This window comes from Spirillospora sp. NPDC049652 (assembly GCF_040675125.1).
GTDB lineage: Bacteria > Actinomycetota > Actinomycetes > Streptosporangiales > Streptosporangiaceae > Spirillospora.
The window spans coordinates 1-14,980 of record NZ_JBFAOF010000080.1 but is presented as its reverse complement, the minus strand read 5'-3'; the positions used below and the strand labels follow the sequence as shown (position 1 = coordinate 14,980).

At 71.0% G+C, this 14,980-nt stretch carries 11 protein-coding genes; 4 read left to right on the top strand and 7 right to left on the bottom strand.

Annotated elements, in window-relative coordinates; translation table 11 throughout:
* On the top strand, positions 1 to 2,027 hold a 2,027-nt coding region (locus AB0J52_RS08535), incomplete at its 5' end, for an ATP-dependent DNA helicase UvrD2 (RefSeq protein ID WP_500180929.1).
* A 51-nt stretch (positions 2,028 to 2,078) separates the two neighbouring features.
* Entirely contained in the window at positions 2,079 to 2,942 is an 864-nt protein-coding gene (tesB, locus tag AB0J52_RS08530; protein WP_500180928.1) for an acyl-CoA thioesterase II, read from the top strand.
* 210 nt (positions 2,943 to 3,152) lie between these two features.
* Here tesB and AB0J52_RS08525 read toward each other — a convergent pair whose 3' ends face one another.
* From AB0J52_RS08525 to AB0J52_RS08510, 4 genes are all read right to left on the bottom strand, one after another.
* Positions 3,153 to 4,538 (bottom strand): tyrosine-type recombinase/integrase, encoded by a 1,386-nt coding sequence (locus AB0J52_RS08525; protein ID WP_500180927.1) that lies wholly within the window; start codon positions 4,536 to 4,538, stop codon positions 3,153 to 3,155.
* Positions 4,539 to 4,669: 131 nt separating this feature from the next.
* On the bottom strand, positions 4,670 to 4,888 hold the full coding sequence (locus AB0J52_RS08520; protein WP_500180926.1) for a helix-turn-helix transcriptional regulator: 219 nt from the start codon (positions 4,886 to 4,888) through the stop codon (positions 4,670 to 4,672).
* Positions 4,889 to 4,990: 102 nt separating this feature from the next.
* Positions 4,991 to 6,055 carry a bifunctional DNA primase/polymerase gene (locus AB0J52_RS08515; RefSeq protein ID WP_500180925.1) on the bottom strand — a complete coding sequence of 355 codons (1,065 nt, stop codon included), beginning with the start codon at positions 6,053 to 6,055 and terminating at the stop codon, positions 4,991 to 4,993.
* Between the two features lie 420 nt (positions 6,056 to 6,475).
* A complete protein-coding gene (locus tag AB0J52_RS08510; protein WP_500180924.1) occupies positions 6,476 to 8,587 on the bottom strand; it encodes a DUF927 domain-containing protein in 2,112 nt (703 codons plus the stop codon).
* Positions 8,588 to 9,315: 728 nt separating this feature from the next.
* Between AB0J52_RS08510 and AB0J52_RS08505 the strand changes: the two genes are divergently transcribed.
* Both AB0J52_RS08505 and AB0J52_RS08500 read left to right on the top strand, forming a co-directional pair.
* Positions 9,316 to 10,512: an IS110 family RNA-guided transposase gene (locus tag AB0J52_RS08505; protein WP_500180923.1), complete on the top strand. Its 1,197-nt coding sequence runs from the start codon at positions 9,316 to 9,318 to the stop codon at positions 10,510 to 10,512.
* Positions 10,513 to 11,222: 710 nt separating this feature from the next.
* Complete coding sequence (locus AB0J52_RS08500; RefSeq protein ID WP_500180922.1) at positions 11,223 to 11,672, top strand: DUF6228 family protein; 450 nt, start codon at positions 11,223 to 11,225, stop codon at positions 11,670 to 11,672.
* Between the two features lie 182 nt (positions 11,673 to 11,854).
* Here the strand turns inward: AB0J52_RS08500 and AB0J52_RS08495 are convergent, their stop codons facing one another.
* The 3 genes from AB0J52_RS08495 to AB0J52_RS08485 all read right to left on the bottom strand — a co-directional run.
* The gene (locus AB0J52_RS08495) at positions 11,855 to 12,370 is read right to left on the bottom strand and encodes a pyrophosphohydrolase domain-containing protein (protein ID WP_500180921.1); all 516 of its coding nucleotides are present in this window, start codon (positions 12,368 to 12,370) and stop codon (positions 11,855 to 11,857) included.
* Positions 12,371 to 12,407: 37 nt separating this feature from the next.
* A complete protein-coding gene (locus AB0J52_RS08490) occupies positions 12,408 to 12,740 on the bottom strand; it encodes a hypothetical protein (protein WP_500180920.1) in 333 nt (110 codons plus the stop codon).
* A 296-nt stretch (positions 12,741 to 13,036) separates the two neighbouring features.
* On the bottom strand, positions 13,037 to 14,980 hold a 1,944-nt coding region (locus AB0J52_RS08485), incomplete at its 5' end, for a hypothetical protein (RefSeq protein ID WP_500180919.1).

Genomic DNA, 14,980 nt, shown 5'->3' with positions numbered 1-14,980 from the left:
CGCGCGGCCCGGTGTGCGTGCTGGCGGGGGCCGGCACGGGCAAGACCCGCGCGATCACGCACCGGATCGCGTACGCGACGCTGACCGGCGTGGTCGCCCCGCAGCGGGTGCTCGCCGTGACGTTCACCACGCGCGCGGCCGGCGAGCTGCGGTCCCGGCTGCGCGCGCTCGGCGCGCCCGGCGTGCAGGCCCGCACCTTCCACGCGGCGGCGCTGCGGCAGCTGTCCTACTTCTGGCCGAAGGTGGTCGGCGGCGACCCGCCGAAGATCATCGAGTCGAAGCTCGGGCTGGTCCGGGACGCGGCGCGCGAGTGCGGCATCCGCGAGTCCGACCCGGCGAAGCTGCGCGACATCGCGTCCGAGATCGAGTGGGCCAAGGTCACCCAGCACCGGCCCGAGGACTACATGGACGCCGCGTCCAAGGCGGGCCGCCGGCCGTCCACCGACGTGGTCGAGGTCGCCCGCGTCTACGCCGAGTACGACCGGCTGCGCCGCGAGCGCAACCTGCTCGACTTCGAGGGCATGCTGGAGCTGACCGTCGCCGTCCTGCACGACGAGCCGCAGGTGCTCCGGCAGGTCCGCGACCAGTACCGGCACTTCGTCGTGGACGAGTTCCAGGACGTCAACCCGCTCCAGAAGATGCTGCTCGACACCTGGCTCGGCGACCGCGACGACCTGTGCGTCGTCGGCGACCCCAACCAGACGATCTACTCCTTCACCGGCGCGACCTCGTCCTACCTGCTCGACTTCACCCAGCGGTTCGGCGAGGCGAAGGTGGTCCGGCTCGTCCGCGACTACCGCTCGACGCCGCAGGTGGTCAGGCTCGCCAACGACGTGATCGGACGCGCCCGGGGCGACGCGGCCAAGCGGCACAAGCTGGAACTCGTCGCCCAGCGCGAGGACGGCCCCGAGCCGGTCTTCAGCGAGTACGGCGACGACGCGTCCGAGGTCGCCGACGTCGCGCGGCGCTGCCGCAAGCTCATCGAGGAGGGCGTCCCGGCCCGCGAGATCGCGATCCTGTTCCGGATCAACGCGCAGTCGGCCCGCGTCGAGGAGGCGCTGAACGACGCGGGCGTCCCGTACGTCGTGCGCGGCGCCGAGCGGTTCTTCGAGCGCCCCGAGGTGCGGGAGGCCGTCGTCCGGCTCCGCGGGGCCGCGCGCGCCGGCGGCGACGCCGAGCTGGACGGCCTCGGGCTGATCCAGACCGTCCGGCACGTCCTCATGGGCGCGGGCCTCACCGACAACCCGCCGGACGGCGCGGGCGCGGCGCGGTCCCGCTGGGAGTCCCTCGCCGCCCTCGCCCAGCTCGCCGAGGACATGGCGGTCGACAACCCGTCCGCCGGGCTGCCCGACTTCGTCGCCGAGCTGGAGGAGCGCGCCGCCGCGCAGCACGCGCCGACGCTGGAGGGCGTCACCCTCGCGTCCCTGCACGCCACCAAGGGCCTGGAGTGGGACGCGGTCTTCATCATCGGCCTCACCGACGGCATGGTCCCGATCAAGTACGCCGAGACCGCCGACCAGGTCGAGGAGGAGCGCCGCCTGCTGTACGTCGGCGTCACCCGCGCCCGCGCGCACCTGCACCTGTCGTGGGCGCTGTCCCGCGACCCCGGCGGCGAGCGCTACCGGCAGCCGTCCCGCTTCCTGGACGGCCTGACCGGCAAGTTCGGCACGCCCACGCCCGCCCGCGTGGAGCGGACGGTCTCCCGCCGCACCCGCCGTTCGGGCCCGCGGCCCTGCCGGGTCTGCGGCCGTCCGCTGACCGCCGCGATCGAGCAGAAGCTCGGCCGGTGCGAGGACTGCCCGGCCGAGCTGAACGAGGAGGTCCTCCTCGCGCTCAAGGACTGGCGCGCCCGCACCGCCGAGGAGCGCCGCGAACCCGCCTTCGTGATCTTCACCGACTCGACCCTGCAGGCCATCGCCGAACGCGCCCCGTCCTCGCTGGACGAGCTGGCCCAGATCCCCGGCGTCGGCCGCGTCAAGCTCGACCGCTTCGGCCCGGACGTCCTCGCCCTGCTGAGCGGCCGCTGAGACGGGGGGTGAGAGCCCGCTCACACGCCCCCGTTTGGGACACTGATCCGCGTGAAGGAATCAGTGAAGGCGCTGCTGGACATCCTCGACCTGGAGCAGATCGAGAACGACATCTTCCGAGGCCGCAGCCCCGAGGACCGGCAGCAGCGGGTCTTCGGCGGCCAGGTCGCCGGGCAGGCCCTGGTCGCCGCCGGACGCACCGTCCCGCCGACCCGCGCCGTGCACTCGCTGCACGCCTACTTCATCCGCCCGGGCGACCCGCTGGTGCCGATCGTCTACCAGGTCGACCGCGTCCGCGACGGCCGCTCCTTCACCACCCGCCGCGTGCTGGCCATCCAGCACGGCAAGGCGATCTTCAGCCTGTCGGCGTCCTTCCAGATCGCCGAGGACGGCCCCACCCACCACGCCCCCATGCCGGACGCCCCGGACCCCGAGACCCTGCCCACCGCCCTGGACCGCCTCATCCCGGTCTTCGGCGAGCGCGCGGCCACCGAGTTCGTCAACCGCCGCCCCTTCGACGTCCGGCACGCGACCCCCCTCACCTGGGAGGCCGCCAAGGACCCGGCGCTCGCGACCCCCGAGTCCAAGGTCTGGCTCAAGGTCGACGACGACCTCCCCGAGGACCCGCTCCTGCACGTCTGCCTCATGACCTACGCCTCGGACATGACGCTCCTCGACACCGTCCTGCTGAACCACGGCCTGGCCTGGGGCGACAAGCGCACCATGGGCGCCTCCCTCGACCACGCCATGTGGTTCCACAAGCCCTTCCGCACCGACGACTGGCTCCTCTACTACCAGGACACCCCCTTCGCCGGCGGCGCCCGCGGCCTCGCGCGCGGCCAGATCTTCACCCGAGACGGCGACCTGGTCGCCTCCGTCATGCAAGAGGGTCTGATCCGAGTTACCGACTCCTGACCTGCAAGAACGCGCTGCAAGGCGTGAGTTCGGATCGTCGGCCGAAGCCACTTCCGGCGGTCGACAGCCGGACCCAGGCGGGTGCGCCGAAGCTCTGCGCACCCGCCGCCGTCCGGCAGCGTCCTTCGCCGTCGCTGCGCATCCCTCATCAAGATTTTTGTGCCAGGAGTGTGCCGATCTTGGTCTATGGTCTAGACCAATCGGGATGAGCTAGCCCTCCTCCGGTGCGTCCGGGTCGCCGAGGGCGTCGATGATCCGCTTGGTGTTCGCGTCCTCCTGGCCGTGGATGCAGCGGGCGTAGGTCTGGAGCAGGACGGGCACCGTGTTGCCCGCGCGCCGCGCGACCTCCGCCGCCGAGACACCCGAGTTCAACCAGAGCGACAGAGCGGCGTGCCTCAGGTCGTAGGGGCGCCGGGCCAGCCGCGACTCCGCCACGTCCGGCGGCAGCGCGAGACGTCGGGCCTTCTCCCAGGTGTCGAGGTAGCGGGTCGAATCCAGGGCCTGGCCGTGGGGGCCGGGGAAGAGCCGGCCATCCGCGGCGGTTCCGAAAGCCGCGATGTGCTGACGCAGGATGCGGACCAGCTCCGGGGGAATGGGGACGTCTCGTCCGTCATCCACGGCCCGGAGCTTCAGCCCACGCGTCTCGTGCTTGCTCCCATCGTCGGTCCACGCCCCGCCCGCGCGGGTGATGGCCGTGGACAGGATGAGCAGGCCAGGACCCTGCTCGGGCAGCTTGCAGTCCTGTTCCCGAAGCGCCACGACCTCCTCCGGCCGCAGAGCAGCGAAGTAGATGCAGGCGAAGAACGCCCGCAGCCGCGGACCGCGCTGCTTCTCCCACGTCCCGACATAGGTGACGGCCTTCAGCAGCTCGCGGACCTGCTGCGGCGAGGCGACCACGCGGGGATCGACCTGCCGGGTCAGCGCGGGCGGCTTCCACGCCAGCTTGTCGGCCGGGTTGTAGTCGAGCGCTCCGACCTCGACGGCGTAGTTCAGCACGTTGGTCAGCACCGCACGATGGCGCGCGACCGTGCTGGCCTTGGCGGGAGCCCCGTCGAGGCGCAGTCCCAGTTCGCCCAGCAGCTCCCGAAGCGTGCCGAGGTCTTCCAGGTCGGTGATGGGACGGGAGCGTTCCGCGATCCACTGGAGGAGCTCGGCCTGCTCCGGCGGGGTCGCGGCCTCGTCCGCGCGGCGGAACGCCCAGTGCCGCAGTGCGTGCCGAAGCCGGGGCTCGTCCTCCTTCCGGGCCTTCGAGGTCAGGAGGAGCAAGGTGATCCGGATCAGGCCGGACGCGCTGTTCCGCCGGCTGTTCCCGGCGGAGTGCGGCCACTTCATCAGCGCGTACCTCCGCGCGAACTCGTACCAGGTCACAGCCTTCGGCTTGGGCCACATCGACTGGGGGAGTCCGCCGGCTTCGACATCGAACGTCTCGCCGCGGCGCGCGGCCGCGATCAGGTCGTTGCGGAAGTTCTCGGCGAGTGCGGAGGTGAGGTAGGAGTCGTAGAAGCTGCGCCCGTCGACGGCCCATCGGACCTGATAGGGCTTCCGGCGGCCCTTGCGGAACTGGGTCTTCCAGAACTGGACGTTGCCGATACGCACTGGTGCGTCATCTCGCTCTCGGGCAGGGGGCGGAGCCGAGGGTCCGTGACCTTCGGCTCCGGCCCGGGCACGTGGGGGGAGGGGGAAAGCGCGAGGGGCGTTAGCCGACCTCGGAAAGGCCGTGGTGGTCGCTACTCCTGAGCGTCGAACCAGGTGTGGACGTCCGAGGCGCGGTAACGCAGGTGCTTGCCGATCTTGCGGGCCCTCGGGCCCTTCCCGACCTGCCGCCACCGGTACAGCGTCGCGACCGGAACGCCGAGGAACTCGGCGACCTCCTCGACGGTGCAGAGCCTGTCGGTCGGCAGGCCGGTCTCTGCGATGTGCTGCCCGGACGCGATGGGTGTCGCCATGATGAAGGTGCCTCTCTCAGGGAGGTGGCGGCCCCGGCGGGGTCTGCTGGCCGGCGTCGTCGCCGGGGCCGTCCACGGTCGATGGGGTACGCGATCGAAGGTTCAGGCGGTGTGGCGGTCGCTGGGTGCGGGGAGCGGCCGGGTGAGGCCGTTGGTCAGAGCGCGGTGGACGATGCGGCGGGCCTGGCGGTCGGGGAGCCCGCTGGCCAGGCCGGCGTGCACGAGCTGGTCCTCGACGTCGGCCGGGCTGAGTCGGGCCCACGTGAGCAGGCCGCCGACCTTGTAGGCCAGGGCGGACAGCGCGGCCTTGCGTCCGTCGGTCAGCGGTGCGAGTTCAGCGGCCCCGCGGTTGAGGACGGCGCGGACGTAGCCGGCCGCGTTGCCCTGACTCGGCAGGGAGGGAACGACGGGCGGCGGTGCGGGAGCGGGCTTGGCACCGGCGACCCGGCGGACTTCCTTGAGGAGCCAGTCGGGCATCTGACCGGGCGCCTCCAGATGGCCGGCGTGGACGGCGTAGGTCCCGGAGCTCATCGTGGCGCCCGGAGCGATGCCGTAGGACCATCCGGCCTTGATGTCGATCTGCCAGCCGAGGGCGGACAGGGCTTGGCGGAGGTGGCCGTCGGGCGCCCGGTACCAGAGGTGGCGTCCGCCGGACGGGGTGTGGACGCTGACGGGCTGCTGGTCGGGTCCGCTCGGCCAGGGGCGTCGGCCGCCGCGAACGCGGGCCAGCAGATGCATGGCATCGATGCCGTTGCGGATGCCGGCGAAGCCGCCGGGCACCTGCTCCTCGGCCACCGGGACGCCGGGCAGAAGCTGAACGCCGGGATCGGCGGGCGGTTGGTCGCTATGGACGTCCAAGTCGATGAGAACGAGGCGCGACGGTCCGGCGGCGATGGCGGGGACGGCGTGAGGGACGCGCCGCCACCAGGTCGTGATGCGGTCGGCGTCGGTGGTGGCGGCGCGGACGCCGTGACACCACTGGCCGTCCGGCAGGCAGGGGCAGCCGGTGTAGTCGTCGCGGGCGCAGTGCGGGTTGTTTTGGCAGTCCAGGCAGTTGGCGAGGGGTCGCTTGTTGCTGGGGGCGAGGGGGAAGACGTGCCAGCCGAGCGCGGCCAGGTCCAGGGCAAGCTGGACCGGCCGGACGGCGGTGGGCTTGGCGGCGGCCATCGGGACTCCGTTCCTTCAGGACGGTCAGGTAGGGGCACCGACTGCAGGTGCGTGCGGGGCAGTGAAGGTGACAGCGCTGGGCGAGAAATCTGCGAAGTGCGGGGCGGCCCGAGGCGAAAGCCGAGTCATCCCCCACTTTTTTTCGGCGCCAAGGGGGTGTGTCTCCGAGCGGCGCGTAGCAGCCTCAAAACACGGGCTGAACTGAGCAAATGTCGATACGCGCGATGCGTAACGCCCCCGCGTATCAGGGCAGCCGGACGGCGCCCACGGGCGGGGGCGTTACGCGGCGCGTTCTCAGCGCGTATCAGACCGCGTAGCGGCTCGTAAGGGCGTTGACCTGCACGGATGTCTCACTATGTGAGGTGTTACGCGTGCTACGCACTCCAGCGTCCTCGACACGGGCACAGAGAGAGGGGATGCCTAGTTGTCGTCATCGGTGAACAGCTCGCCGCGGAAGACGAAGCAGCGGGTCGACTGCCCGGCGATGCGGCGGGCGAGTTGGTACACCGGCCGCTGCTTGGACCCCGGCGGCTGCTCGTGCAGGACTTTGGCCTCGCGCCAGCCCTGCAGGACGGCGTCCAGCTCGTATCCGGCACGCTCCAGAGCCTCACGAACCTTCTGCGGCATGAGCGCGATGGCGTTCTTGTCGTCGCCGACGTCGGTGCGGACGCCGATCCATCCGCCCGGCGGAGCGTTCCTCCCGGAGTCGTAGAGCCGGTCGGCGTAGCTGGCCAGGTACTCCTTGACGACCTCCAGCGCGAGCTGGGCGCGGTTGTCGCGGGGGTCGTCGGCGACGAACAGCAGCCGCCAGGTCTCCTCCGGGAAGGAGGCGAACGGGACGATCTCGGCTTCGTGGGCGAGCTCGGAAGCCAGCCGGATGGCGGCGACGAGCGGGGCGCGGCGGCGGGCGATGCTGGTGGCGTCCTGGCGGTGCCGTTCGGTGAGTTCGGCGTGCCGGGCGATCAGCTTGTCGGGGCCGTGGTCCTCCAGGTGCCGGCGGAGCCAGGCGACGAAGGTGGGGCCGGCCAAGCCGTAGTTGGCGGTGACGCCCTCGCGGAAGGCGAGCGCGTCGGGCCCGGACTGCTCCCCGTGCCCGAAGGGCGCTCCGGCCAGGTCCAAGACGCGGGCAGAGATGCCCTGATGGGTCGCGAACGACAGCGCGGAGCGCTCGCCGGTGGAGATCAGAATGGTGCGCCATCGGTAGGTCCGCCACTCGCCCATACGGCCTCGGCCCTGATTCTGGGTGACCTGGTACAGCATGTCGCTGACGGTCTCGGGCTTGCCCGCGGTCTGGGTGTCGTCGAACAGCAGCGGGACGCCGTTCCCTGCCAGGGCGAGCCGGGCCTGGTGGGCGGTCTTGGTCGCCGACCAGCTGGTGATGGCGCCGCCGGCCTCGTCCGGGTCGGCCCAGCACGACAGGCCGCCCTGGGCGGCGGTGGTCTTGCCGGAGGTGGACATCCCGCCGTAGTTGAGGGTGAAGGAGCTGATCCCGAGCACCTGGAGCAGCGGTGCCGCGAGTCCGGCGTAGACGCCCATGGCCGCCGCCGGGTAGCGCTCGGTCAGCTGGACGGCGTTCTGCCAGCCGGTCAGCGAGCCGTGCTCGCGGTGCGCTTCCAAGGCCCGCTGGAGCTGGGGTTCGATGCCGTGGACCTCGTAGGGACGGCCGCTGGCGGCGACGAAGTTGCCGTCGGCCTGCCAGCCGAGTGCGCGTGCGATGGTGACCTCCTGGATGGTGTCGGTGTTGGCGGTCTCCACGGCCGCCAGCCAGCGTTCGGCCGACTTGGCGTCGGCCTCGGTGATGGGTAGGCCCCGGTTGCCGAGCTCGCGGACGAGCATCCGGCCGCTCTTGGCGATCGCTCGGGGGACGGTGGCCGAGCGCCAGTGGTGGCGGTGCCACCAGGCCAGCTCGACGAGCTCCTCGCCGTCGGGGTCGCAGAACACGCGGACGACCAGCACCGGCCCCCAGGCGACGCGTTCAGGCGGACCGTCGATGCGCCACCGCCAGATCGCGTCCGCCGCGACGGTGTAGGGGTCGGGGACGACGTAGTCGACATCGACCGGCGCGCCGGGCAGTTCCAGCAGGGCGGCCAGGCCGCGGCCCTCGACGTCGGCCTCCGCCGGAGGCGCCTCCACACCGTGCTCGTTCAGCCATTGGGTGGCGGCAGCGTCATCGGGGCCGGCGTCCAGGGCGGTGCGTTGCAGATCGGCGACGACCTGGCGGAGGGTGCGCTCGTCCGGCGGTGGGTCCTCGTGAACTCTGCGCCAAAGGTGCCGCGCCTCGGCGTACAGGGCGGTGCGGCCACCTCGGTCGAACCGGAACAGCCGGTCCCCGCCGCGGGCATACGGCCAGCCGTACTCGCTGAGCCGCAGCTGCAGGTGTTCGGTGAGCAGTGCCAGGGCCCGGTCGTGTTTGGTCGGTCCGCGCCCCTTCGACGCGGCGGACGGGTCCTGGTGCCCGGTGGACTGGGGGTCGCTCAAGTCCTTCGTCCGGTCGTGGGGACGGTCCTCACCGTCGTGATCACGTGTGCTCATAGGCGACCCTTCGCGATATACGTGCTGCGTGAAGCCCCAGATCCCCGAGGGCGCCACGCATGTACGGGGTGTTCGGCGCGGTCAGCCGCGCTTGAGACGGCCGAACCGCCTCGGTCAGGTGGGACAGGCCAGGCAGCGTCAGACGGCTCAGCAGCCTCTGGACGGTGTGCGCCGGTCTGCGACTCATCCGGATGTGCCACGCCAGGCCGATCGTGCGGTCGCGCACCGGGTGGGACGGCGTGGCAGTGGGGTCTTCGGGTCTCGGCGAGAAGGGGGTGGAGGGAAGTAGGCGTGGAGAAGCGGCGTGACAGATGTCGGCGAGCGCGGATCCGGCCAAGGACACGGATCGCGATCAGACAGTCGGCGACCGGAAACCGGCGGTGCCGTGTGCTTCCCGGGCTGCCAGAGGACAAAGCCGGGAGTAATAAGTCCCTACCTTGATCACGGGTTGCTCGGACCGCCGTAGGGTCCTGGTGCCCGGGATGTCGGGTGTGGCTTTAATAAGTCCCTACCTTGATCACGGGTTGCTCGGACCGCCGTAGGGTCCTGGTGCCCGGGATGTCGGGTGTGGCTTTAATAAGTCTGCCGTGCTGTGGCTCGCGCCGATTGGCCGCCCGGCATCCACAGACGACTCGGCTTGCTCATTGAGAATTGCGAACACGTCGCTGCTTAGGGACTGGCCAGCGAGATCGTCTCGGGGATGACCTGCGGATCGAGCTGAGGAGACGGTGTTGCAGCACGTGTGGGCCGGGGTGGACATCGGCAAGCATCACCACCACGTGGTGGTCATCGACGACGCCGGGAACCGGCTGTTCTCGCGGCGGGTCGCCAACGACGAAGGAACCCTCGTCACGATGTTCACCGAGGTCACGGCACTGGCCGAGGAAGTGACCTGGGCCGTGGACATCAAGACGGGCCCGGCCGTCCTGCTGCTGACGACCCTGCTGACCCGTCAGCAGGAAGTGCTGTACATCTCGGGCCACTCGGTCAACCGGGTCTCGGAGAGTTACCGCGGCGAGGGCAAGACCGACGCCAAGGACGCGGCGATCATCGCTGACCAGGCGCGGATGCGACGTGGCATGACCCCGCTCCAGGCCGACGACGAACTGATCGTCGAGCTGCAGATGCTCGTCGCCAGCCGCCAGGACCTGGTCGCCGACCGCACCCGGGGCATCAACCGGCTTCGAGCCCAGCTGCTGGCTGTCTTCCCGGCGCTGGAACGCGCCCTGGACCTCACCAACAAGGGCCCGCTGGTCCTCCTGGCCCACGTCCAGACACCAGCGGCCCTCCGCGAGCTCGGCGTCGACCGCGTGCGCGAGCTCCTCCAGGGCCAGGGCGTGGGACGCAGCGCCGGCGACCTCGCCGCACGCGCCGTCGAGGCGGCGCAGTCCCAGCGCACCGCGTTGCCGGGCGAGCGGATCGCGGCCCTCCTGGTGGCCGAACTCGCCCGAGGCGTGATGGCGCTCAACCAGCAGATCAAGGCGCTGGAAGCGCTGATCGCCGATCGGTTTCGCCAGCATGAACTCGCCGAGGTCATCTTCAGCATGCCCGGGATCGGCCTGCAGCTGGGCGCCGAATTCCTGGCCGCCACCGGCGGCGACATGAGCCGCTTCGAGTCCGCGGACCACCTGGCCGGCTACGCGGGCCTGGCCCCCGCGCCGCGCGACTCGGGCCGGATCAGCGGCAACCTGCACCGCCCCCGCCGCTACAACCGCATGCTGCACCGCGTCTTCTACACCTCAGCGATGGTCAGCATCCGCTGCAGCCCCGAGTCGCGGAACTTCTACGACCGCAAACGCGGCGAAGGCAAGCTTCACATCCAGGCCGTCATCGCCCTGGCCCGCCGCCGCGTGAACGTGCTCTGGGCACTCCTTCGCGACCAACGCACCTACGCCTCCCGGCCACCCCTGCCTCAAGCCGCCTGACTGCGGTTCGGCGGTTGACAAGGACATTGAGAATCGGCGTCCAACCCACCCCTTGACACACGCTGCTGACCAGGGCGTTTCCCTGCCCCGGGGCGTAGTGGTCGCTGGGACTGTGGCTGGGACTGTCGCTAGGACTGTGGGTGGGACCGTGGCTGGGACTGTGGGTGGGACTGTCGCTGGGACCGTGGCTGGGACCATGAACGGGGAGGCCCGAAGCAGCTCTGAAAATTTGACCTTCACGCCTGCTGGAGGTTCATGCGCGCCCCGGAAGGTGACGAGCCGACCGAAAAAGGCAGGAGTGAGCTGGGCCATAGTGCTGAGCGATGGGTGCTCGGCGCTCCACTTGCTCCCGATGAGCGCTCCCGTCAGGTGCTCCCTGGGACGAGAGCGCTCCGACATCGGCTCGTGGAGTGCTCCTCATCGGTGCGGGAGCGCGCCTCCTGGCCCGCGAGCGCTCACGTAGGCCAGACCCCGGTCAAGAGCAGGACCCTTGACACACCCTTGCCAACCCCTTGCCACAACTGCGCGACCAGCGAGAATCGGATGTCGAAGGCACCCCGGGAGCGCTCCTGTCGCCTGACGTATGCAGAGCGGGCGCGGCCTGGAGCGCGCTCCTTGCCGGAACGAGCGCTTCTCAATGTCGTGGAGCGCTCCCTGAACGGGGAGGAGCGTGCCGTCGAGGGCGCCATGGCGGGGCCTATCCTGCGTGCGTGGATCACGAAGACCCGGCGCTCTCGGGATCTCCGCAGGTGACGGTGCGATGCGCGAGGACACCTCGGATGGTCGTCCAGCTCGCTGACCGCCAGTTCATCGACGACTACGAAACCGTGTTCGCTCTTGGGGTCCAGGCTGACGGACTTCACGCCACGATCCCCGACCTCACCCTCGCCCGTTGGGACCCCGACGGCGGACTCGATGGCTTCCTCCAAACTCTCGTCGACGACTTCCGTGGGTGGACGGGCGACCGCTCCTGGAACACCAACCAGCTCATGCTTCAGGCCACCTTCCGGTCCGGTGGCCATATCGAACTGGTCTGGACGCTCCGGCCCTGGCCGTCTCAGCAAGGCAGATGGACGACTTCCGTCACCACCTGGCTGGAAGGCGGAGAACAGATGAACGCCCTGGCCGCAGACGTGGCCGCATTTCTCGCACGGCCCTGAGCGCGAGGCCGCGTCCCTGCGCAGCGCACAAGGTGGACGCTGACGGCTGGTCACAGTGGCACCGCGCCTGCGGCTGGTGTGGCGGATGTGGTCTGGCTGCGTGAAGAAAAGCCCGGACGGCGCGAAGCCGTCCGGGCTGGTAGCCGGTCGCCTCAACGGGACGGGCTGAGGAATGCTCGTGATCAGCGGGGATCGCGCCAGCCGCGGGCGTACAAGACCTGGACTTTGGTGTCGACGGCTGTGCGCAGGTCGATGCCGATAGCGGCTGCAGCATCCTGCGCGGCGGCCGTGATGGCGGACAGAAGGGTCTCAGCGCTGCGCTCGTCGTGGCTGACGAAGCCGTCGAGGAACAGTCCGGCGAGTCGGAACAGGCGGCTGACGGGGAGGTCGGGATTGGCGTCCAGCGGGGCCTCCGGTACGGAGGGCAGGCGGACGCCGAGGATGCGGGCGGTGACGTAGGTGGTGATGAGGACGTCGGCGAGTTCGGCAGCGACTTCCTCGAGGGTGCCAGTGCGGCGGGCGCGGCCGGTCCAGCGGCGGTAGGCGGCCAGGAACTCTCCGGCTTCCTCGGCCAAGGCGAGGGCCTGGCGGACGCGCTCGCCTTCAAGGGGGAAGTGCTCGCGGAGTCGGTCGGTGAGCTCCTCGGCGAGCCGGGCCATCTCGGCGGGGTCGGGGAAGGGGGACGCGACGTTGGTCATGGTGTTTCCTGTCGGGTGGCGGTGTCTGTGCGGGCGGTCAGTGGCGGCTTCGACGGTAGGGGCGGGTGGCACCGGGGCGGTGCTCGCGGGCCGTGCCGCCGCAGGCGCTGCAGGCGCGGAAGGCGTTGGAGAAGTGCGAGCTGCGCTTCTTCCCGGTGCCGTTGCAGGTGCGGCAGGCGCGGAAGGGGTGGCGGCGGATGGAGACCAGGTAGCTGCCCAGCAGGAGCAGCCCGAACAGCAGCGCCAGGAACAGCAGGCCGCCCGCGCCGGACGCGTCGTGATGCAGGGCGGGCGGAGTGGTCGGCGTCGGGCTGGGCGGCGCGTTGTTGACGAGGCGGACCAGTTCCAGGGACACGCGTGAGGCATGCATGTGGGACTCGCTTTCGACAGGGTGACTGAGGCGCGCAGGCGCGGTGCGGACGAGGCGCACTCGCCGAGGCGCAGGAGGAGCAGGGCGCGGCGCGGGCGCGGGAGGCGCCGGGCGAGGGGCTGCGGGCGCGGGCGAGCGTTACGGTGCGTGCGCGGGCGGGATCGTCTCGCGGGATCGTCTCGATCGTCTCGGCGGGGAGGGGCTCGTCCACCACGTGCGCGCGTTGGGCCCTGGTGAGACGATCCGCGAGACGATCTGGTGAGACGGTCCGTGAGACGATCCCGCCCCGGCGACGGTTACTGTTCGTGTTCGCCGTTGGGGGAGTGGCCGGGCAGGTAGTAGCGGGTCGCGGGCCCCTGGCCGGCGCGTGCGATGACCTCGTCCTTGTAGAGAGCGGACAGCCATCGGGCGGTGGTGGAGGCGGGCTCCTGGAGGAAGGCCACCAGTTCGCTGCGGCGTGCACCCTCTGGGCCGCGGTCGGCGAGGAACCGCAGGATCGACTTGCGGGCGTTGTCGGGGACGGTGGTGGAGTCGATCGCCTTCTGCACGGCGATCAGGTCGTCCAGCCGAGTGGCTTCCTCCGGCGGGACGACGGCCGAGCTGACGTAGGCGTCGATCTTGTCCACCAGGCCGTGCGCGGCCTTGTCGACCTCCTGTTCGTCGGTGGTGTCGAACCCCCAGTCCCGGGCCTGCTCGTTCGGCGTGCCGTCGGCACCGGGGACCTGACCGGACGGCTCGGCCCCCGGCCGCCCCGGGACGCTGTCAGCGCGCGGCGCCGGCCGCGTGCTCGGTCCCGACGGCGTCGCGTCCCGGGACGATCCGGCCGAAGGGCCGGCTCCGGCCGTGGCTGGCACCGGGACCGGATGCCGGTCGGCGTAGCCGGGCAGTTTGGCCGCGATGTGGGGCTCCAGCGTGGCGTCGGCGGGGCCGTAGGCGGCGGCCAGGGCCTGCACGGCCTTCGGGTCGTACAGGGCGCGGGTGCGTCCGGCCTGCCAGGAGCCGCCCTGACGGGCCAGCAGGACGACGCCTTCGGCCCCGTCGTCGTAGGTGGACATGTCGGGGCAGCCGCGGACCTCCCAGTCGGGGAGGGCCTTGGTCATCTCCTTGGTGCTGGAGACGCGTCCGACGACGGTGGTGACGGCGTTGGCCGAGCCCTCCTTGTCACCGGTGTGCTGGACGACGTTGCGCTGCTTGGCGGTGACCATGGCGATGGCGACGGACCGGCCGCGCCGGTGGATCGCGGCGATGACCGGCTTGATCTCGGTGGCGATGTCGGAGTCGTAGCCGGAGGCGGTGTCCTGTTCGTCGACGACGACGATGATGCCCGGGGCCGTCGGGGACGGCTGGTGGGTGCCGCCGGCGCAGGCGATCGCCCGTTCGTCCAGCAGCGCGTCGATCCACTCGAAGATCTGGACCGCGGCGGCCTCCTCGCCGACTCCGGCCTTCTCGTGCAGATAGGCACCCCAGAGGGAGGGGATGACTCCCTTGCCCAGGTCGATCGCGACGACCAGCACGTCCCGGCATTCGGCGGCCTGCTGGACGATGTTGCTCAGCACGTTGGACTTGCCGCCGCCGTTGGACGCGACGAGCTCGACGTGCCGGGCGCCGCCCTGGTCGAACAGGACCAGCCCCAGGTCTTCACCGGTCTCGGGGTCGGTGCCGAGGACGAACGGGCCGTCCAGGACGGACCTGCTGCCCTTGGCCGTGGCGGCCTCGGCCGGCGTCTGGTCGACCAGCGCCGGGTGCGGGATCTCCTCGGCCCACATGTCGCGCATCCGGATGGTGATCCACAGGATGCGGGCGTTCTTCTTCTCCTCGTCCACCTGGACCTGGTCGGCGCCGATGCCGTAGCAGCGGGCGATCTGGACCGCGAGGTCGCCGCGTCCGAGGCGGGCGCCGGTCGGGCCCTCGACACCGACGTCCACCTTGAACCGGACGCCGACGCGGGTGGTCTTGGTGGCCAGCAGCCGCGATCCTTCCAGCCCGGCGAGTCCGGCGATGGTCTCCCAGCGGGCCTGCAGTTCGGCGGACCGGCGGCGCTGCTTGAGGACGTCGGACCAGGTGTAGGACGACCAGAGGCCGGTGGCGGCCAGGGTGTACCAGAGCAGCACCGGCAGGCTGGTGACGCCGGTGTGGGAGGCCACCGCCAGCCAGGTCGGGACGGCGGTGGTGATGGCGGCGATCGCGCCGGAGTACCGCGGCGATCCGTGGGTCTTGTACGTCGCGACCCACGCGGCCAG

Coding starts and splice junctions, on each gene's coding strand:
- AB0J52_RS08495 (WP_500180921.1), bottom strand. CDS start 12,370: ATGACCAACGTCGCGTCCCCCTTCCCCGACCCCGCCGAGATGGCCCGG.
- AB0J52_RS08510 (WP_500180924.1), bottom strand. CDS start 8,587: ATGAGCACACGTGATCACGACGGTGAGGACCGTCCCCACGACCGGACG.
- AB0J52_RS08515 (WP_500180925.1), bottom strand. CDS start 6,055: ATGGCCGCCGCCAAGCCCACCGCCGTCCGGCCGGTCCAGCTTGCCCTG.
- AB0J52_RS08490 (WP_500180920.1), bottom strand. CDS start 12,740: ATGCATGCCTCACGCGTGTCCCTGGAACTGGTCCGCCTCGTCAACAAC.
- AB0J52_RS08520 (WP_500180926.1), bottom strand. CDS start 4,888: ATGGCGACACCCATCGCGTCCGGGCAGCACATCGCAGAGACCGGCCTG.